This is a genomic window from Erwinia aphidicola (assembly GCF_024169515.1).
Lineage (GTDB): Bacteria > Pseudomonadota > Gammaproteobacteria > Enterobacterales > Enterobacteriaceae > Erwinia > Erwinia aphidicola.
Genome location: NZ_JAMKCQ010000001.1, coordinates 272,795 through 291,933, shown reverse-complemented (window position 1 = coordinate 291,933; position 19,139 = coordinate 272,795). Strand labels below are relative to the sequence as shown.

The following is a 19,139-nucleotide window of genomic DNA, read 5'->3' as shown; positions in this document are numbered from 1 at the left end:
GAACCAGGTATTACAGCGTCCAGTGAAGAATGTCTGAACGTAACCGGGACGGTTCCAGTACTGAACGGAGGTCGCATAACACGCCACCTTTCGCCACCATTTGATCGAGCCTTCGATAAATGAGTTTCACCGACTGGGTATGGGGAACGGCGAGTATCAGCATGTCGAGGTCTATCAGTAACGAAGGGTCAACTAAAGTCATCCCGTATGCGCGCTCCGTCTGAATTGGGTCGGCAAGAGGGTCGCTTACCAGTGAATTGACGCCATAACGTCCTAACTCTCTATAAAGATCGATGACTTTCGAGTTGCGAATATCTGGCACATTTTCCTTAAACGTGATGCCAACAATACCGACACGAGTTGACGATGCGAGCCGCTTGCTACAGGCCAAAATTTGGATCAGTCTGGAGGCAACGTGCTCAGCCATGCTGTCGTTAATATGCCGTCCTGCCAGGATGACTTCGGGATGATAGCCATATTGCTGAGCCTTAGATGTCAGATAGTAAGGGTCTACGCCAATACAGTGCCCTCCCACTAAACCTGGTGTGAAATGCATGAAGTTCCACTTCGTACCCGCAGCCTTTAGCACGTCAGAAGTATTTATTTTTATCAGTGCGCAAATCTTAGATATTTCATTCATCAAGGCTATATTAATATCGCGCTGGGTATTTTCTAAGACTTTTGCAGCTTCAGCCACTTTGATTGATGAAGCGCGAAAAACGCCAGCTTCGACCACGGTTTCATAGACGCTGGCGATTCGCTCCAGCGTATCCTCATCCTGGCCTGCTACCACCTTTATAATTTTTTCGAACGGGTGTTCAGTATCACCTGGATTAATTCTCTCAGGGCTGTAGCCAATTTTGAAATGAATACCACAACGAAGCCCCGAACTTTTTTCCAGTTCAGGAGCACAGATTTCCTCCGTGGCACCCGGATATACTGTCGACTCAAAAACAACCGTACTTCCTTGTGTCAGCACCGAGCCTATCAAACGACTCGCCTCTTTCAACATGGTAAAATCTGGCGCGCAGCGTTCATCTATTGGGGTTGGTACTGCGACGATAAAAAAATCGAAATCTTTAATATCTTCTATCTTATCAGTGAGTTGAAGTGTTGAGTGAGCGAGTATTTCTTGACTAACTTCCCCAGTCCAATCATTAAAGTCCCGTAAATGACTTATCCGCTCGGTGTCTACGTCAAAACCCATCACATTAAAATGTTGAGCAAGTGCTACAGCAACAGGCAGGCCAACATATCCTAACCCGCATACAGCGATATTCTGAACATTCATAACGAAATCCTTAAAAAGTTATCCTAATTTGATATGAACAATACGTGATTTTTTCTACAGCTAATAAGCTATAGTTTTTTTATTAATTTCACTCCTGATTCTTACTGGTAAGAGCCAGTGTCCGGTTATTTAGGGTGGGGTGGTGGTTAGTTTATAATCATTGAATCGATCGATTTAAATAGATATTTATCGATAATCATTAAATTTTCAGGATTCTGCGGGAAGTTAAGCCTCTGGTGGTGATTTTACTAAAATCAATAAAACCATTTTCAATATGTATCTTCAATGTTATCAAGATATAGTGTTTATTGCAGGTTGAAATTTAGGTGAAATATACATTTTTTATAAGCGTAAGTCAGGCGAGGTTTTATGAAAAAATTAAGCGTCTTTACGAGGTTTTAATTCCAATATGCAACAATATATTAAACAGGAAAAATATCTTACGGAATTATTGATTCTGCGAATCAATAACTTAAGCACTACTTTTTTTAACCGTTGTGGAGCATGTTTGCCAACGAACCATCGCGAAAGAGTGTCTTAAGTTGAGCCTGACTTTTAAGCGTTTTTGCGAACCACGAAGGAGGGGGCGAACTGTGAAATGGTGTCCCCTGCAGGAATCGAACCTGCAACTAGCCCTTAGGAGGGGCTCGTTATATCCATTTAACTAAGGGGACCGCGGCGCGCAGTATAACGCAATTATCGCCGCGGATTAACCAGTTACCTGACTGACTGCGCGTTTAACCATCAATCCGCGCAATCCTTCTTCTCTTTATGCTGCTTACGCTTCGCCTCGGCCTGCGCTTTAGCTTTGGCCTCGGTGCTCATATCGTTGCGGATCTGCGCGTGGCTGATCAGGGCAAAGATAAAGGTGCCGCCGATGATATTACCCGCCAGCGTCGGCAGGGCAAAGGGCCAGATAAACTGCTGCCACGGGATCTCACCGTTGAACACCAGATAGAAGATCTCTACCGAACCCACCACGATATGCGCCAGGTCGCCGAGCGCTACCAGCCAGGTCATCAGGATAATAATCCAGATTTTCGCGCCGCCAGCGGAAGGGAACATCCATACCATAGTGGCGATAATCCAGCCGGATACCACCGCATTGGCAAACATCTCTCCCGGCGTATTCTCCATCACTTTCTGACTGATGCTGACAAAGGCGCTGCGCACCGCATCGTCAAAAATGGGCATATGGGTAAAGGCCAGCGCCGCCAGCGCGGTACCTACCAGGTTCCCGACCAGAACCAGCCCCCAAAGGCGCAGCAGCAGCAGCAGGTTACTGCCGCTAGGTTTATGCATTATCGGCAGCACGGCCGTCACGGTGTTTTCAGTAAACAGCTGCTGGCGCGCCATAATGACGATAATAAAGCCGAAGGTGTAGCCGAGGTTTTCCAGCAGAAAACCACCGGGCACGTCGTGCAGATTGGCCTGAAAGATCCCTTTTGCCATCAGCGATGCGCCCATCGACAGCCCGGCCGCGATGGCGGAAAACAGCAGCGCCAGCCCATCACGCTCTAACTCCTTCTCACCTTCCTGGCGGATCTGTTCATGGACCGCAGCAGCGCGTGAGGGCAACGCCTCCTCATCCACCTCGATCTCTTCGCCCTGTTCGCTCTCTTCGCTCTCAACCTGATTTTCAGTCTCTTTTTGTGTGTTATCCATTTTTCCCCCCAGTAATAAAGTGTCCTGATAAGCGTAGCGGGTATTGTCGCTAAAAAGTGAAATGTAAGTAGATTTTATAAGAAGAGTAACAAAGCTTTAACCGCAGCGATGTTTTCAGCTGTTTTTGTGCGCTTTACGGCGTACAGAGCCGCAAAACCGCGCCGGGCGCGACCTGCCGCGTTTCAGCGAACGTAAAGCCTGTGGTACTATTCGCCATCAAATTTAACAAAGTGTGATCTTCCTCCCATGCTGGCAGCCAGAAATCTGACATGTGTTCGCGACGAAAGGGCGCTGTTTCGCAATCTCAGCTTTACCGTTGCGGCGGGTGAAATTGTGCAGGTTGAAGGGGCGAATGGGGCAGGGAAAACCTCACTGCTGCGAATTCTTGCCGGCCTCAGCCGGGCGGAGCAGGGAGAGATCCTCTGGCAGCAGGAAAGCATCCAGCGCCAGCGCGAAAGCTATCATGCCAGCCTGCTCTACCTCGGCCATCAGCCGGGGGTGAAGGCGGTGCTGACGCCGTTTGAAAATCTCAGTTTCTGGCATGCCGAACGTACGGCGGATGAGCTGTTTCAGGCGCTTGAGCAGGTTGACCTCACCGGTTATGAAGATGTGCCCGTCGCAGCCCTTTCCGCCGGGCAGCAGCGGCGCGTGGCGCTGGCGCGGCTGTGGCTGAGCCAGGCCGCACTGTGGATCCTCGATGAGCCGCTGACGGCAATCGATAAATCCGGCGTGGAGAAACTGATGGCGCTGTTTGTGCAGCACGCAGAGCAGGGCGGGGCAGTGATCCTCACAACCCATCAGGATCTGCCAGGGGCCGCTCAGCGCGTCAGCCGTATTCGTCTCACTTACGCAGGGGAGCCGTGATGTTCTGGCGCGTACTCAAGCGTGAACTGCGCATTGCCTTTCGCAGCGGCGCGGAGATTATCAATCCGCTGTGGTTTTTCCTGATTGTGATTACCCTGTTTCCACTCGGCATCGGCCCGGAGCCGCAGCTGCTGGCGCGAATTGCCCCCGGGATTGTCTGGGTTGCGGCGCTGCTCTCCTCGCTACTGGCGCTGGAAAGACTGTTTCGCGATGATTTTCTCGATGGTTCGCTGGAACAGCTGCTGCTGCTGCCCGCACCGCTGCCGATAACGGTTTTGGGCAAGGTGGCGGCGCACTGGATCGTCACCGGCCTACCGCTGCTGCTGCTGTCGCCGCTGGTGGCGCTGCTGCTGTCGCTGGATTTTGCCAGCTGGCGGGCGGTAGCTCTGACCCTGCTGCTGGGGACACCCACCCTGAGCTTCCTCGGTGCCATTGGCGTCGGGCTGACGGTCGGGCTGCGGCGCGGTGGCGTATTGCTGAGTTTACTGGTGCTGCCGCTGGCGGTACCGGTGCTGATTTTTGCCAGTGCGGCGATTGATGCTGCCGGGATGGGCTTGCCGATTGATGGTTACCTGGCCATTCTCGGCGCGCTGCTGGTGGGGAGCGCCACGCTGGCGCCGTTTGCCACCGCAGCAGCTTTACGGGTAAGCGTGCACTAAACGGCTAACAGAGACCGGTGCGCGCGGCAGTTCCGATGCAGATACCAGAACGATTTCTTTTATTGTGAGCAAAATAATAATGTGGAAATGGATACATCAACTGGGCCAGCCCGAGCGGCTGTACCCGTTATGCGGCCGTTTTGTGCCGTGGTTTGCCATTCCCGGCATCGCGGCGCTGCTGCTCGGCTGGGCATGGGGATTCGGTTTTGCCCCATCAGATTATCAACAGGGTAACAGCTACCGCATCATCTATATCCACGTGCCTGCCGCGATGTGGTCAATGGGCATCTATGCCTCAATGGCGATTGCGGCCTTTGTCGGGCTGGTGTGGCAGTGGAAAACCGCCGATCTTGCCGCCGCCGCAATGGCTCCGGTGGGGGCAGTATTTACCTTTATTGCCCTGGTGACGGGTTCCGCATGGGGTAAGCCGATGTGGGGGACCTGGTGGATCTGGGATGCACGCCTGACCTCGGAGCTGGTGCTGCTGTTCCTTTATATGGGCACTATCGCGCTTTATCACGCCTTTGACGACCGCCGCATGGCGGGCCGCGCGGCCAGCATCCTGATCCTCGTTGGGGTGGTTAACCTGCCCATTATTCACTACTCGGTGCAGTGGTGGAACACGCTGCACCAGGGGTCTAGCGGGGTGTTGCAGCAGGCGATAGACCCGAGTATGCGCACGCCGCTGCGCTGGTCAATCCTCGGTTATCTGCTGATATTCGTTACCCTGACGCTGATGCGCCTGCGCAATCTGCTGCTGCTGAGCGAGCGCCACCGCCCGTGGGTGGCTGCCGTGGCGGCAAAAGGGGGGCGTAAATCATGACGCCGGCATTCTCTACCTGGCACGACTTCTTTGCCATGGGCGGCTACGCCTTCTATGTCTGGCTGGCCGTAATCTGTACGCTGGTTGCCCTTGGCGGCCTGGTAGTGCATACCGTTTTACAACGTCGTCGGCTGCTGGCGGATATTCGTCAGCGCCAGGCGCGTGAGCAGCGCATTCGTGCGGCAAAAGTGAAAAAAAACGCCGGTGAAGCGGCAGGAGAGCCATCGTGAATCCCCGTCGTAAAAATCGCCTGATGCTGGTGATGGTGGTGCTCGTCGGGCTGGGGCTGGCAACGGCTTTAGTGATGTACGCACTGCGTTCTAATATCGATCTGTTCTACACTCCTGGTGAAGTGGTGTATGGCAAAGGTGAAACCCACGTTAAGCCGGAGCCGGGGCAGCGGCTGCGTATTGGCGGCATGGTGATGCCGGGCAGCGTTAAGCGCGACCCGGATACCCTGAAAGTCGCCTTCCAGCTGTATGACAACAGCGCGGTGATTAACGTCAGCTACGAAGGTATTCTGCCGGACCTGTTCCGCGAAGGGCAGGGCGTAGTGGCGCAGGGCGTACTGCAGGACGGTACGCACATTATCGCCAAAGAAGTGTTGGCCAAGCACGATGAAAAATACACGCCACCGGAAATCAGTGACGCGATGAAGAAGAATCACACCCATCCTGCCGCTAACGACAATAACGGAGGCCAGTCATGATCCCCGAAATCGGCAGCTTCCTGCTGTGCCTGGCGCTGGCGCTCTCCCTGCTGCTCAGCATCTACCCGCTGTGGGGCGCGGCGCGCCACGATCGTCGGCTGATGGGGCTGGCCCGCCCGCTCTCCTACGGGCTGTTTGCCTGTATCGCGGCGGCGTTTATTATCCTCGTTCACGCCTTTGTGGTGAATGATTTCAGCGTGGCGTATGTGGCCACCAACTCCAATACGCTGCTGCCGGTTTACTACCGGGTGGCTGCCACCTGGGGCGCGCATGAGGGCTCGCTGCTGCTATGGGTGCTGCTGCTGAGCACCTGGACGCTGGCGGTGGCGCTGTTCAGCCGCGCGATGCCGCTGGAGGCGATTGCCCGCGTGCTGGCGGTGATGGGGATGATCAACCTCGGCTTCCTGCTGTTTATCACGCTAACCTCGAATCCGTTTACCCGCACGCTGCCGGACTTCCCTATCGACGGCAGCGACCTGAACCCGATGCTGCAGGATATTGGGCTGATCTTCCACCCGCCGCTGCTGTATATGGGCTATGTCGGCTTCTCGGTGGCGTTCGCTTTTGCGATTGCCTCGCTGATGGCCGGACGGCTGGATACCGCCTGGGCGCGCTGGTCGCGTCCGTGGACCACGGCGGCCTGGGTGTTCCTCACCATCGGCATCGTGCTCGGTTCCGCCTGGGCTTATTACGAGCTTGGCTGGGGCGGCTGGTGGTTCTGGGATCCGGTCGAGAATGCCTCGTTTATGCCGTGGCTGGCCGGAACGGCGCTGATCCACTCGCTGGCGGTTACCGAGAAGCGCGGCACCTTTAAGGCCTGGACCGTGCTGCTGGCGATCGCTGCCTTCTCCCTCAGCCTGCTGGGCACTTTCCTGGTGCGCTCCGGGGTGCTGGTGTCGGTGCACTCGTTTGCCTCCGATCCGGCGCGCGGCATGTTTATCCTCGCCTTCCTGATTATTGTTATCGGCGGTTCGCTGCTGCTGTACGCCATCAAGGGCAGCAAGGTGCGCAGCCGGGTGCAGAACGAGGTGTGGTCGCGGGAATCCTTCCTGCTCGGCAACAACGTGCTGCTGATTGCCGCGATGCTGGTGGTGCTGCTCGGTACGCTACTGCCGCTGGTGCATAAACAGCTAGGGCTGGGCACCATCTCCATCGGCGAGCCGTTCTTTAATACGCTGTTTACCTGGCTGATGGCTCCGCTGGCGCTGATGCTCGGCATCGGTCCGCTGGTGCGCTGGCGTCGCGATGAGCCGCAGAAGCTGTGGAAGCGCCTGGCGATTGCCGTGGTTGCTACCCTGCTGCTGTCGATACTGCTGCCGTGGCTGATGCAGGACCGCATTGAAGCGATGACGGTAGTGGGGCTGATGATGGCGGTCTGGGTGATTATCCTGACGCTGCTGGAGCTGCACGAGCGCGCGACTCACCGCCACAGCTTTCTGCGCGGGCTGCGCCATCTGTCGCGCAGCCACTGGGGCATGGTGCTGGGCCACCTCGGGGTGGCGGTAACGGTGATCGGCATCGCCTTCAGCCAGAACTACAGCGTGGAGCGCGACGTGCGTATGAAGGCGGGTGACAGCGTGGATATCCACAACTATCACTTCACCTTCCGCGACGTGCAAAGCCTGCAGGGACCGAACTACTCCGGCGGCGTGGGCATTATCGACGTGACGCGCAACGGCAAACATGAGGCCACGCTGCACGCGGAAAAACGTTACTACAGCGTGGCGCGTACCATGATGACCGAAGCGGCGATCGACGGCGGCTTTACGCGCGATCTCTATGCGGCGCTGGGCGAAGAGCTGGGCGGTAATTCGTGGGCGGTACGCATCTATTACAAACCTTTTGTGCGCTGGATCTGGTTTGGCGGCGTGTTTATGGCGGTGGGCGGCATTTTCTGCCTGCTCGACCCGCGCTATCGCGCCAGTAAGAAAGCGCAGAAGGAGCTGGCATGAGCAAGAAAATCCTCTATATCCCGCTGATCCTGTTTCTGCTGCTGGCGGCGGCGCTGCTGTGGCAGCTAACCCGTAACGCCAACGGCGATGATCCGACGCGGCTGGAGTCGGCGCTGGTCGGCAAGCCGGTGCCGGTATTTAAGCTGGAATCACTCGACCAGCCGGGCAAAACCTTTGACCAGTCAGTGCTGACCGACGGTAAACCGCTGCTGCTGAACGTCTGGGCTACCTGGTGCCCAACCTGCCGCGCGGAGCATCAGTACCTCAACACGCTGGCGACCAAAGGCGTGCGCGTGGTGGGCCTGAACTATAAAGACGACCGCCAGAAAGCGATTAACTGGCTCAATACGCTGGGTAACCCGTATGCGTTGAGCCTGTATGACGGCGACGGGATGCTGGGGCTGGATCTGGGCGTGTACGGCGCGCCGGAAACCTTCCTGATCGACGGTCACGGGATTATCCGCTATCGCCACGCGGGCGATCTCAACGAGCGCGTGTGGAATGACGAAGTCAAACCGCTGTGGCAGAAATATAGCCAGGAGAGCGGTTCGTGAAATCTATCCTGATCCTGCTGGCGTCACTGCTGTTTAGCAGCCTGGCGCTGGCCGATAATATCGATACTTATCAGTTTGATTCAGTCACCCAGGAGCAGCAGTACCGCCATCTGACCGAATCGCTGCGCTGCCCGAAATGCCAGAACAACAGCATTGCCGACTCAAACGCGATGATCGCCGGGGATATGCGCCTCAAGGTGTATCAGCTGCTGCGCGCAGGGCAGACGCCGGAACAGGTGAAGGCGTATATGGTGGCGCGCTACGGTAATTTTGTCTCTTATCAGCCGCCGCTGACTGCCTCCACCCTGATCCTGTGGGCTGGCCCGGCGCTGTTTGTGATCATTGGCGCGCTGGTGATTATTTTGCGCAGCCGCAAACGCACGCCGCATGTCGAGCTGGATGCCGCCGAGCAGCAGCGGCTGGATGCGTTGTTAAATAACAGGAAGCAACCATGAGCGCACTTTTGCTAACCCTTCTGGCGCTGCTGATCGCCGCCTGCCTGCTGTTTGTTCTGGCCTGGCGCAGAAATAGCGGCAGCGTGAGTGACCGCGATACGCTGAACCAGACCTTTTACCATCAGCGCCTGCGCGAGCTGGAAGAAGATGAAGCGCAGGGCGTGGTGGCCGAGCGACCGGAGATGGTGCGCGAACTGCAGCAAACGCTGCTGCTGGACGTGCCGCCGCAAACGTCACTGAGGGAACGTCCGATCGGCCGCTGGGTGCTGCTGCCGGGCGTGCTGCTGCTGCTCGGCGTCAGCATCGGTTTCTATCTGAAAACCGGTGGCCTGTCGCAGGTGCTGGCGTGGCAGCAGGTGAAGAACGAACTGCCCGCGCTGCGTGCCCAGGTGATGGACCCGCAGGCCCGCCCGCTGAGCATGGAACAGCTGGCGCGCCTGGCATTAGGCATTCGCAGCGAGCTACAGCGCGACCCGACAAATCTCAACGACTGGATGATGCTCGGCCGGCTGGGCATGGTGCTGAACAACGCCAGCACGGCCAGCCAGGCGTTTCGTCATGCATTACAGCTGGCGCCAACCGATGAGCAAGTGCGCCTGAGCTATGCTGAAGTGTTGACCCGTTCTGAAGATCCGCAGGACAACAGCCAGGCAACGGCAATGCTGGAAGAGATGGCGCGTCATGACGGCAGCGATTTGCGGGTGCTGGGCTTATTGGCATTTAATGCTTTTGGTCAGCAGCGCTATGCGGAGGCGATTAGCGCCTGGCAAAAGATGTTACAGTTGTTACCGGCTGACGATCGGCGCGTGCTGATGATCCAGCGCAGCATCGAGCAGGCCAAAAGCGCATCCGGTAAGCAAAATAGCCAGCTGGCACTAACGGTCACTCTGTCGCCTGCGGCAGAAAAAATGTTACCAGAGGGCGGAGTGTTGTATATTTCCGTGTCAGACGGGAACTCACCGGTCCCCGTGGCGGTGAAAAAGTTACCGCTGAGCCATTTTCCTTTATCGCTCACGCTGGATGACAGCAATGCCATGATGCCGCAGCGCCTGTTATCCGCGCAGCACCAGTTACAGGTCCGCGTGCGTATTTCACGTGATGGCAGCGCCAATCCGCAGCCGGGCGACTGGTTTGGGCTGAGTGCGGTCACCCCGTTTGCCGGGCAGCAGCAGATGGCTGTTGAAATTAACCGGCAAATGTCATCCGCTGGGCGATAATTTATAAAACAGTACAGGGAGAAAACTATGAACTATCGCCTGACGGGCTTAGTGCTGGCGAGCGTACTGATGGTGGGTTGCGCTAGCTCTAAACCGGGGGATGAACCACAGGGGCGTTCCGATCCGCTGGAAGGTTTCAACCGTTCAATGTTCAACTTTAACTACAACGTGTTGGATCCTTATGTCGTGCGTCCCGTCGCGGTGGCCTGGCGTGATTATGTGCCGGTGCCTGCGCGCACCGGTCTGGGGAACTTCCTCAGCAACCTCGATGAGCCTGCCACCATGGTGAACTACTTCGTGGAAGGGAATCCGTACAAGGCGATGGTGCATTTTAACCGCTTCTTCCTGAACACCCTGCTGGGCATGGGCGGCTTTATCGATGTTGCCTCCATGGCTAACCCGAAACTGGCAAAAGAAGAGACGCGCGCCTTCGGCAGCACGCTCGGCCATTACGGTGTGGGTTACGGAACCTATGTGGAGCTGCCGGGCTACGGTGGCTTTACGCCGCGTGAAGATATTGGCGGGCTGGTCGACGATGTGTACCCACCGCTCAGCTGGCTGACCTGGTGGATGTCGATTGGTAAATGGACGCTGGAAGGGATTGAAACCCGTGCCCAGCTGCTGGATTCCGACGCTATGCTGAAAAACTCGAAAGATCCTTACGCCTTCGTGCGTGCGGCCTATTTCCAGCATCATGATTTCCTTGCCAGCGACGGCAAGCTGATCCCGCAGGAAAACCCGAACGCGTCGGCGATTGAGGGCGATCTGAATTCTATCGACTCCCAGTAAATACCCGATTAGCTTCAGGCAATAAAAAACCCCACTGATGTGGGGTTTTTTGTACTTAGAGCCTGCCGGGCAATCAGAACTTGTAGTTAAAGCTCGCGCCGTACAGCCACGCTTTACCTTCAGAATTAAAGGTATAAGGGGTTGCTACGCCGCCATTTCGCGCGGTGGCAACCGGGTCGGTACCCTCTTTAATCGTTACGCTCTGGCCGTGCATGTAGGAGACGCCGACATCGACTGAAGCATTATCGTTAAACGCGTAGGACGCGCCGGCGCTCAGCCACAGGCGATCCTGATCGGGAATCGAGATAGAGCGTTTGTCAGAAGGGACCGGGCTGTCATCAAAGGCGATACCGGTACGGAAGGTCCAGTTTTTATCGTAGAAGTAGCTGGTACCCAGCGCGATGCGGTAGGCATCATGGTAGCTCTCATCCTTCAGGAACAGATCATTGCCGTTGCTGTCGGTGGCGCGCAGTTCCTGGAACTGGCTCCAGCTGGTGTAGGCCAGGCTGTAGTGCACCGCCCACTGAGGCGCGACTTTGTGATAGCCGGAAACTTCCCACATCTCTGGCAGATGCAGCGACAGCGACCCCGGAATTGTCTGGCCGCTGGTGCCGGTTGGCAGGCCGAACTGACCGCCAATCGGGTTATAAGCTACCGGGATATCGCTGCGATAATCGCCGTCGAAGTCGATTTTAACTTCAGAACGGTAGGTCAGGCCGAAGCGGTTGTTGTCATCTACTTCATACAGGATACCGGCGTTCCAGCCGTAACCCCATTCGTCACCTTTAAGATGGGCAATCTGCGTGTCGGCCGGTGCAGCAGGTAATCCTGCGGCAGGCAGTAGGGCACCAAGCTCACCGATATTACGTTCGATTTTGGCACGGGCGTAGACAGCATCAAAACCTACGCCAAAGCTGAAGTGCTGATTAAGACGATAGGCGGTGCTTAAATTCAGGTTCATGGTCATTAAATCGGTTTTACCCGCAAACGGACCGCCGGCATAACCATCATTAAATTCTGTTGCCAGACCGTAATTAGAGGTGGCGCTGGCGCCAACCCACCACTGGTCGTTTATTGGCTGAACGTAGTGAATATTAGGAACCCACTGCGTTGGTGCAATATTATCGGCGTTCAGGCTGTTGCCGGAACCGGATTCACCGCTAATATTCACGTCCGGGTCGATAAATACCCCGCCGATGGAAAACATCGGGCGGTCCATCAGTGCCATGGTTGCCGGGTTACGACTGGCGGACGCGGCGGTATCACCCATCGCGCCTTCACCAGAATAGGCACGACCGAGGCCAATCGTAGAAAATTCGTTTAGCTGAAAGCCGGCTGCTACGACATTCGAAGAAACAAGCGCCACTGCTGCTGCGAGTGCAGACTTAGCAAACAGGTTTTTATGGTTCATGACCACAACCTCATTATCGGATTTTTATTAAACTCTGTTACTTAGCGTAACAAGGGATCGCGAATTCTAGGGACTGACAGACAACCAACAAATCAGACCAGTGGCGCAAGTATAGGTCTGACCTGTATATGTGTTGCAATAATGTTTTTTAAATATTGCGGAAATGATGCTGGAAAAGAGATCTGGCTAACAAAAAACTTACACTTGATATTTACTGGTCTTAGTCTGACTTGTTTTGGATCAAATAATAGTGTGATTTTCGTCACTTAACACGCTGTTTTTGCCCGATGGCTGGAGCTGAAAACCGGGCAAGCGTAGACTGACGCCAGTCTAAATAATCTGCCGCCGTATCTGGGTGGCATGCCGGAGGATGTATGAGCGATGCCATTAACCGCTGTAGTGCCAGTGAAACGGCGGCCTGTTGCTGTGTGGATGTGGGCACGATAATGGATAATACCGACTGTACTGCCACATTCAGCCAGCTATTTAGCACCCATGCTGAAGCCCAGGCGATGCTGCAATCGCTAAGTGAAAAAGCGCGGGCGGTGGAATCTGAACCCTGCACTATTGACAGTCGCATCAGCGAAACGCCACAGGGCGTACAGCTGGACTGTGATTTTACCTTCAGCTGCCAGGCTGAAACGATGATCTTCCAGCTCGCTCTGCGTTAATCCCCGTGGCGGAGGAGCTCTCCTTCGCCAGATTCGTGTTTCCACTCGCATTTTTCTCTTCCCGTCGTAGCGCCTGCATCAATTCTGATTACACTTATCAGGTCCGACCTCTTTGGCAATGATGCCTCTATCGACACGACACAGGTGAGAATAATGAGCAAAGCATTACCTTTGCTGACCCGTCAGGGCGATCGTATCGCCATTACCCACGGTTTACGTACCCCCTTTGCCCGCCAGGCAACGGCTTTCCACGGTATTCCTGCGCTGGAGCTTGGCCGTATGGTGGTGAGTGAACTGATGGCGCGCAGCGAGCTGCCGGCTGACATCATTGAGCAGCTGGTCTTCGGCCAGGTGGTGCAGATGCCGGAAGCGCCGAATATTGCCCGTGAAATCGTGCTGGCCAGCGGACTCAACGTCAGCACGGATGCTTACAGCGTCAGCCGCGCCTGCGCCACCAGCTTTCAGGCGGTAGCCAACGTGGCGGAAAGCCTGCTGGCGGGGACGATTCGGGCAGGCATCGCCGGCGGGGCTGACTCCACTTCCGTGTTGCCGATTGGCGTCAGTAAAACCCTGGCGCGCACGCTGCTCGACCTCAGTAAAGCACGCAGCGTCGGGCAAAAGCTCAGGCTGCTTTCCCGCCTGCGCCCGCGTGATTTAATGCCGGTGCCGCCTGCGGTTGCGGAGTATTCAACCGGGCTGCGCATGGGCGATACTGCCGAACAGATGGCGAAAAGCCACGGCATCACGCGTGAACAGCAGGATGCGCTGGCGCACCGTTCTCATCAGCACGCCGCGCGCGCCTGGCAGCAGGGGCTGCTGAACGCAGAAGTGATGACGGCGTTTGCGCCACCGTGGAAGCAGCCGCTGGAGCAGGACAACAACGTGCGCAGCGACTCAAAGCCGGAAGATTATGCGCGCCTGCGCCCGGCCTTTGACCGCCAGCATGGCACGGTGACGGCCGCCAACAGTACGCCGCTGACCGACGGTGCGGCGGCGGTGATCCTGATGACGGAATCGCGCGCGCGCGAGCTGGGCATAACCCCGCTCGGCTATCTGCGCAGCTATGCCTTCACGGCGATTGGCGTGCGCGAAGATATGCTGTTAGGGCCATCTTATGCTTCACCGCTGGCGCTGGATCGTGCCGGAATTACCCTTGCCGACCTCAGCCTGATCGATATGCATGAAGCCTTCGCCGCCCAGACCCTGGCTAATCTGAAAATGTTTGCCGATGAGCGTTTTGCCCGTGAGGTGCTGAACCGTCCGCACGCGCTGGGGGAAGTCAATCAGGAACAGTTTAACGTGCTGGGTGGCTCCATCGCTTATGGCCACCCGTTTGCCGCCACCGGGGCGCGTATGATTACCCAGACGCTTAACGAGCTGCGGCGGCGCGGCGGCGGCTTAGGATTAGTCACCGCCTGCGCGGCAGGTGGCCTCGGTGCAGCCATGGTTCTGGAGGCGGAATAATGGAACAGACAAGCGCATTTAGGCTGACGATGCGCCTGGATAACGTGGCGGTGATTACCCTCGACGTACCGGGCGAGAAGATGAATACCCTGAAAGCGGAGTTTGCTGCGCAGATCCGTACGGCAATCCGCAATGCGCGCGCCAATCCCCGGCTGGCTGGCATCGTACTGATTTCCGGCAAGCCCGATTCCTTTATTGCCGGGGCCGATATCAGCATGATCGCCGCCTGTGAAAATGCTCAGCAGGCGCAGTCGCTGGCCGAGCAGGGGCAGAACGTGATGGCCGAGATTGAAGCGCTGCCGGTTACGGTGGTGGCAGCTATCCACGGTGCCTGCCTGGGGGGGGGGCTGGAGCTGGCGCTGGCCTGCCACCGCCGGGTTTGCACGCTCGACGACAAAACCCGCCTTGGCCTGCCGGAAGTGCAGCTGGGGCTGCTGCCCGGCTCCGGCGGCACCCAGCGCCTGCCGCGCCTGATTGGCGCCTCGACCGCGCTGGATATGATCCTTACCGGCAGAACGCTGCGCCCCCGCGCCGCGCGCAAATGTGGGCTGGTGGATGATGCCGTCGCCCACAGTATCCTGCTGGATACCGCCGTTAAGCTGGCGCTGCAACCGCGTACCGCCCGACAGCGTCTTCCGCTGCGCGAACGGCTGCTCGCCGGCCCAGCGGGGCGTGCCATCCTGTTCCGTCTGGCCCAGCGCCAGACGCAGGCGAAAACTCACGGCAACTATCCGGCGGCGGATAAAATCCTCAGCGTGGTGCGCTGCGGGCTGGAGAAGGGCAGCAGTAGCGGTTATGCCGCCGAAGCCCGCGCCTTTGGCGAGCTGGCAATGACGCCGCAGTCTGCCGCACTGCGCAGCCTGTTCTTTGCCACCACCGCAATGAAAAAAGAGCGGGGCGCACAGGCTCAGCCGCGCGCATTGCGCAGCATTGGCGTGCTCGGCGGGGGGCTGATGGGCGGGGGAATTGCCTGTGTGACCGCCACGCGTGCCGGATTACCGGTGCGCATCAAGGATGTCAGCCCGCAGGGTATCAATCACGCGCTGAAAACCAGTTGGGATCTGTTAAGTAAAGGCGTTAAAAGACGCCGGATAAGCGCGGCCGAACGCCAGCAGCAGATGGCACTGATCAGCGGTAGCACGGATTACCAGGGGTTCAGCCAGCGCGATATGGTGATCGAAGCGGTGTTTGAAGATCTGGCCTTGAAGCAGAAAATGGTGGCGGAGATTGAACAGCACTGCGGCGCAGAAACGCTGTTTGCCTCCAATACCTCTTCGCTGCCGATTGCCGAAATCGCTGCCGGCGCGCAGCGTCCGCATAACGTTATTGGTCTGCACTACTTCAGCCCGCCGGAAAAAATGCCGCTGGTTGAGGTGATCCCTCATGCGGGAACCGCAGCAGAGACGGTGGCGACGGCAGTCTCTCTGGCAAGAAAGCAGGGTAAAACCCCCATTGTGGTGGCGGATAGCGCTGGCTTCTACGTTAACCGCATTCTGGCGCCCTATATGATCGAGGCGATGCACTGCCTGCTGGAGGGCGAACCGATCGAATCTATTGATGCGGCGCTGGTTAAATTTGGCTTCCCGGTCGGTCCGGTGCAGCTGCTGGACGAGGTCGGTATTGATGTTGGCACCCATATTATGCCGATCCTCGAACAGGCCTGGGGAGAACGTTTCGCCTTGCCGCCAGCACTGGTTGCGGTGCTGAATGACGACCGCAAAGGGCGCAAAAACGGGCGCGGCTTTTATCTCTATCCGCAGAAAGGGCGAAAAAAACAGGTGGACAGTGCCATTTACCGCCTGCTGAACATCACGCCAAAACACCACCTTGACGCACAGAATATCTCGCAGCGCTGTGTGATGATGATGCTGAATGAAGCGGCGCGCACCCTGGAAGAGCAGGTGATTGCCAGCGCGCGCGACGGTGATATCGGCGCGGTATTTGGCATTGGTTTCCCACCTTTCCTCGGGGGGCCGTTCCGCTATATGGACCAGCTGGGCATTGCTGAAGTGGTTAACAGTTTAGAGTTGTTAACGCAGCGTCACGGTGCGCGTTTTGCTCCCTGCGCGCTGCTGAAAAAAATGTTGGAACAGCAGCAAACGTTCTATAAACCGGACGTAAATCTGAATAGTTTTCGTGATTCAGCGGGTTAGTCTGGTCACGGGGTGAGTTACTTATGGCGGGTGCCCACCAGGGCGCTCAATAAGTAAACAATCGGTTGACTATACTCAAGGCATTGGGGTACAACACAGCGTTCATTCTCTGAATGAAGAGTCGGTTGGCGTTGTCCCCCGGCGTTTTTGTTTAACAACAGCGGTGCTATATGCAAGTTTTCATAATGCGTCACGGCGATGCGGCTTTAGATGCAGCAAGTGATTCAGTTCGACCTTTGACTCACTGCGGCTGTGATGAAACCCGTCAAATGGCGACCTGGCTTAGCGGTCAGTCGGTTGATATTGAACGGGTGTTGGTCAGTCCCTATCTGCGCGCCCAGCAGACTCTCAGCACGGTGCGTGAAGCGCTGCCTCTGCCGGAAGGTGAGGATGTGCTGCCAGAATTAACCCCGGGTGGCGACCCCGGGCTGGTGGCGTGCTACCTGCACGCGCTGGCGAATGAAGGCGTGAAGTCGGCGCTGGTGATTTCACATCTGCCGCTGGTGGGCTACCTGGTGGCAGAGCTGTGCCCGCAGGAAGCGCCGCCGATGTTTGCCACTTCCGCCATTGCCTGCATCGACTTCGATGCGGAAAATGTGCTGGGCAAGCTCGAGTGGCAGGTCTCTCCGGCGAAATTAGCCAAGGCGATGTAATCGCCTTGCGGGCCGACCGAAAAAAAAGGTCGGCCCCTACACTATTCCGCGTCACCTGTAGGGGCCGACCCTTTTTTCCGGTCGGCCCGTGTCAAATCAGCCATCCAGGCTACGGTAATTCCGGCGGTAACCACTCTTCCACTTCAATCAGCACCAGCAGCGCGGCATCGCCGCCAAATAGCTTGGGTGCCTGATGAAATGCCATTACGTGCGGATGCTGTGCCAGCCACAGCGGTGTCTGCTGCTTCAGAACGTGTTTACCGTGCCCGTGCATCACGCTGGCACAAAAAATATGCTCACGGCGACAGGCGGCAATCAGCGCGCCCAACTCCTGCTTAGCCTGATTCTGCGTTAAACCGTGCAGATCGAGGAAAATCTCCGGGCTGAAATCACCGCGGCGCAGCTGCTTCAGCTTGTAATGGTCAACATCCGCACGCACATAGCGCACCGCGCCTTCGCTGGCCAGCAGCGGCTGAAACTCGTCGGAAAAATAGTGGCTGTTATCTATCTGTTCCGACAACAGGCGTTTCTGCGGGACTTCACTTATCTTTTTACGCAGCGGTTTATGAACAATGGTGTCCTGCGCCAGCTTGCGCGTGCCGCTCATCAACCCGCGAAACAGCGCCTCATCTTCCGCGCTCAGCTTCTCTTTTTTGCTCATCTCTGTAGGTCACTATTTTCCTGGCTGCTGTTTCGCAACCGCTTTAAAGGGGCGTTTCAGTCATTTTCTGTCGCCAGTCTACCTTTTCCGCGCCCGCGGCTGAAACAAATCTCAGCTTTTTCACCCCTGCGCGCTGAATTATCACCAGCTTCATGGCAAACTAACGCCCGGGTTTAACAGAACGGCCTGCGGAGGGCACTTTGGACAAAATTTTCGTCGAAGAAGCAGTCAATGAACTGCACACTATTCAGGATATGTTGCGCTGGTCGGTCAGCCGTTTTTCTGCCGCTGACATCTGGTACGGCCACGGCACCGACAATCCCTGGGACGAAGCCGTTCAGCTGGTGCTGCCAACGCTCTATCTGCCGCTGGATATTCCTGAAGATATGCGCACGGCGCGCCTCACTTCCAGCGAGCGTCACCGCATCGTTGAGCGCGTGATCCGCCGTATCAACGAGCGCATTCCGGTCTCCTACCTGACCAATAAAGCCTGGTTCTGCGGCCATGAATTCTACGTCGATGAGCGCGTGCTGGTGCCGCGTTCACCGATTGGCGAGTTGATCAACAATCGCTTTGCCGGTCTGATCGCTGACGAGCCGCAGCACATTCTTGATATGTGTACCGGCAGCGGCTGTATCGCGATTGCCTGTGCTTACGCCTTCCCGGATGCGGAAGTCGATGCGGTGGATATCTCCACGGATGCGCTGGCGGTGACTGAACAAAATATCAGCGCGCACGGCCTTGACCACCACGTCACGCCGATCCGCGCTGACCTGTTCCGCGAACTGCCTAAAACGCAGTACGATTTGATCGTCACTAACCCGCCCTACGTTGACGCCGACGATATGGACGACCTGCCGAACGAGTACCGTCACGAGCCGGAACTCGGCCTGGCTGCGGGTCGCGATGGGCTGAAGCTGGCGCGCCGTATTTTGGCCTGCGCACCGGATTATCTCAGCGAGCAGGGCGTGCTGATTTGCGAAGTGGGCAACAGCATGGTGCACATGATCGAGCAGTATCCGGATGTACCGTTTACCTGGCTGGAGTTTGATAACGGCGGTGACGGCGTGTTTATGCTGACCAAACAGCAGATTATCGACGCACAACATCATTTCAAAATCTATAAAGACTGATTTTTAAATTTTAGT

Annotated in this window: 19 protein-coding genes and 1 tRNA gene; 15 read left to right on the top strand and 5 right to left on the bottom strand. The window is 56.7% G+C overall.

Annotation, left to right across the window (positions count from 1 at the left end):
* Positions 1-10 precede the first annotated feature (10 nt).
* From J2Y91_RS01210 to J2Y91_RS01200, 3 genes are all read right to left on the bottom strand, one after another.
* Positions 11-1,291, bottom strand: coding sequence for a nucleotide sugar dehydrogenase (locus tag J2Y91_RS01210; RefSeq protein WP_133623151.1), 1,281 nt, complete (start codon positions 1,289-1,291; stop codon positions 11-13).
* 599 nt (positions 1,292-1,890) lie between these two features.
* Positions 1,891-1,965: transfer RNA gene (locus tag J2Y91_RS01205), tRNA-Arg, on the bottom strand.
* Between the two features lie 70 nt (positions 1,966-2,035).
* Positions 2,036-2,956: a formate/nitrite transporter family protein gene (locus J2Y91_RS01200; RefSeq protein ID WP_099755043.1), complete on the bottom strand. Its 921-nt coding sequence runs from the start codon at positions 2,954-2,956 to the stop codon at positions 2,036-2,038.
* Between the two features lie 246 nt (positions 2,957-3,202).
* On the opposite strand from J2Y91_RS01200, the gene ccmA reads away from it, so the two are divergent.
* From ccmA to mlaA, 10 genes are all read left to right on the top strand, one after another.
* Positions 3,203-3,820: a cytochrome c biogenesis heme-transporting ATPase CcmA gene (ccmA, locus tag J2Y91_RS01195; RefSeq protein ID WP_133623152.1), complete on the top strand. Its 618-nt coding sequence runs from the start codon at positions 3,203-3,205 to the stop codon at positions 3,818-3,820.
* A complete protein-coding gene (gene ccmB, locus J2Y91_RS01190) occupies positions 3,820-4,479 on the top strand; it encodes a heme exporter protein CcmB (protein WP_133623153.1) in 660 nt (219 codons plus the stop codon). The genes ccmA and ccmB overlap by 1 nt, the downstream gene beginning before the upstream one ends.
* 79 nt (positions 4,480-4,558) lie before the next feature.
* On the top strand, positions 4,559-5,302 hold the full coding sequence (locus tag J2Y91_RS01185; RefSeq protein WP_048915373.1) for a heme ABC transporter permease: 744 nt from the start codon (positions 4,559-4,561) through the stop codon (positions 5,300-5,302).
* Positions 5,299-5,532, top strand: coding sequence for a heme exporter protein CcmD (gene ccmD, locus J2Y91_RS01180; RefSeq protein ID WP_133623154.1), 234 nt, complete (start codon positions 5,299-5,301; stop codon positions 5,530-5,532). The genes J2Y91_RS01185 and ccmD overlap by 4 nt, the downstream gene beginning before the upstream one ends.
* Positions 5,529-6,011, top strand: coding sequence for a cytochrome c maturation protein CcmE (ccmE, locus tag J2Y91_RS01175; RefSeq protein WP_133623155.1), 483 nt, complete (start codon positions 5,529-5,531; stop codon positions 6,009-6,011). The genes ccmD and ccmE overlap by 4 nt, the downstream gene beginning before the upstream one ends.
* Positions 6,008-7,963, top strand: a complete 1,956-nt coding sequence (locus tag J2Y91_RS01170; RefSeq protein WP_133623156.1) for a heme lyase CcmF/NrfE family subunit — start codon at positions 6,008-6,010, stop codon at positions 7,961-7,963. The genes ccmE and J2Y91_RS01170 overlap by 4 nt, the downstream gene beginning before the upstream one ends.
* Complete coding sequence (locus tag J2Y91_RS01165; RefSeq protein ID WP_048915377.1) at positions 7,960-8,517, top strand: DsbE family thiol:disulfide interchange protein; 558 nt, start codon at positions 7,960-7,962, stop codon at positions 8,515-8,517. Before J2Y91_RS01170 ends, J2Y91_RS01165 begins: the two co-directional genes overlap by 4 nt.
* Positions 8,514-8,972, top strand: coding sequence for a cytochrome c-type biogenesis protein (locus J2Y91_RS01160; protein WP_048915378.1), 459 nt, complete (start codon positions 8,514-8,516; stop codon positions 8,970-8,972). The genes J2Y91_RS01165 and J2Y91_RS01160 overlap by 4 nt, the downstream gene beginning before the upstream one ends.
* Positions 8,969-10,189, top strand: a complete 1,221-nt coding sequence (ccmI, locus tag J2Y91_RS01155) for a c-type cytochrome biogenesis protein CcmI (RefSeq protein ID WP_133623157.1) — start codon at positions 8,969-8,971, stop codon at positions 10,187-10,189. The genes J2Y91_RS01160 and ccmI overlap by 4 nt, the downstream gene beginning before the upstream one ends.
* A gap of 27 nt (positions 10,190-10,216) precedes the next feature.
* Positions 10,217-10,978: a phospholipid-binding lipoprotein MlaA gene (mlaA, locus tag J2Y91_RS01150; RefSeq protein ID WP_133623158.1), complete on the top strand. Its 762-nt coding sequence runs from the start codon at positions 10,217-10,219 to the stop codon at positions 10,976-10,978.
* Positions 10,979-11,051: 73 nt separating this feature from the next.
* Here mlaA and fadL read toward each other — a convergent pair whose 3' ends face one another.
* Positions 11,052-12,389: a long-chain fatty acid transporter FadL gene (fadL, locus tag J2Y91_RS01145; protein ID WP_048915381.1), complete on the bottom strand. Its 1,338-nt coding sequence runs from the start codon at positions 12,387-12,389 to the stop codon at positions 11,052-11,054.
* A gap of 374 nt (positions 12,390-12,763) precedes the next feature.
* Here fadL and J2Y91_RS01140 point away from each other — a divergent pair, with 374 nt between their 5' ends.
* The 4 genes from J2Y91_RS01140 (at position 12,764) to sixA (ending at position 17,330) form a co-directional block, all read left to right on the top strand.
* On the top strand, positions 12,764-13,060 hold the full coding sequence (locus tag J2Y91_RS01140; protein ID WP_099753350.1) for a YfcZ/YiiS family protein: 297 nt from the start codon (positions 12,764-12,766) through the stop codon (positions 13,058-13,060).
* Positions 13,061-13,213: 153 nt separating this feature from the next.
* On the top strand, positions 13,214-14,524 hold the full coding sequence (gene fadI / locus J2Y91_RS01135; RefSeq protein WP_133623159.1) for an acetyl-CoA C-acyltransferase FadI: 1,311 nt from the start codon (positions 13,214-13,216) through the stop codon (positions 14,522-14,524).
* A complete protein-coding gene (fadJ, locus tag J2Y91_RS01130; protein WP_133623160.1) occupies positions 14,524-16,677 on the top strand; it encodes a fatty acid oxidation complex subunit alpha FadJ in 2,154 nt (717 codons plus the stop codon). Before fadI ends, fadJ begins: the two co-directional genes overlap by 1 nt.
* A gap of 170 nt (positions 16,678-16,847) precedes the next feature.
* The gene (gene sixA / locus J2Y91_RS01125) at positions 16,848-17,330 is read left to right on the top strand and encodes a phosphohistidine phosphatase SixA (RefSeq protein ID WP_048915384.1); all 483 of its coding nucleotides are present in this window, start codon (positions 16,848-16,850) and stop codon (positions 17,328-17,330) included.
* 109 nt (positions 17,331-17,439) lie between these two features.
* Here sixA and smrB read toward each other — a convergent pair whose 3' ends face one another.
* Positions 17,440-17,991, bottom strand: coding sequence for an endonuclease SmrB (gene smrB / locus J2Y91_RS01120; protein WP_133623161.1), 552 nt, complete (start codon positions 17,989-17,991; stop codon positions 17,440-17,442).
* A 200-nt stretch (positions 17,992-18,191) separates the two neighbouring features.
* Between smrB and prmB the strand changes: the two genes are divergently transcribed.
* A complete protein-coding gene (gene prmB / locus J2Y91_RS01115; protein ID WP_048915386.1) occupies positions 18,192-19,124 on the top strand; it encodes a 50S ribosomal protein L3 N(5)-glutamine methyltransferase in 933 nt (310 codons plus the stop codon).
* Positions 19,125-19,139: the final 15 nt, after the last annotated feature.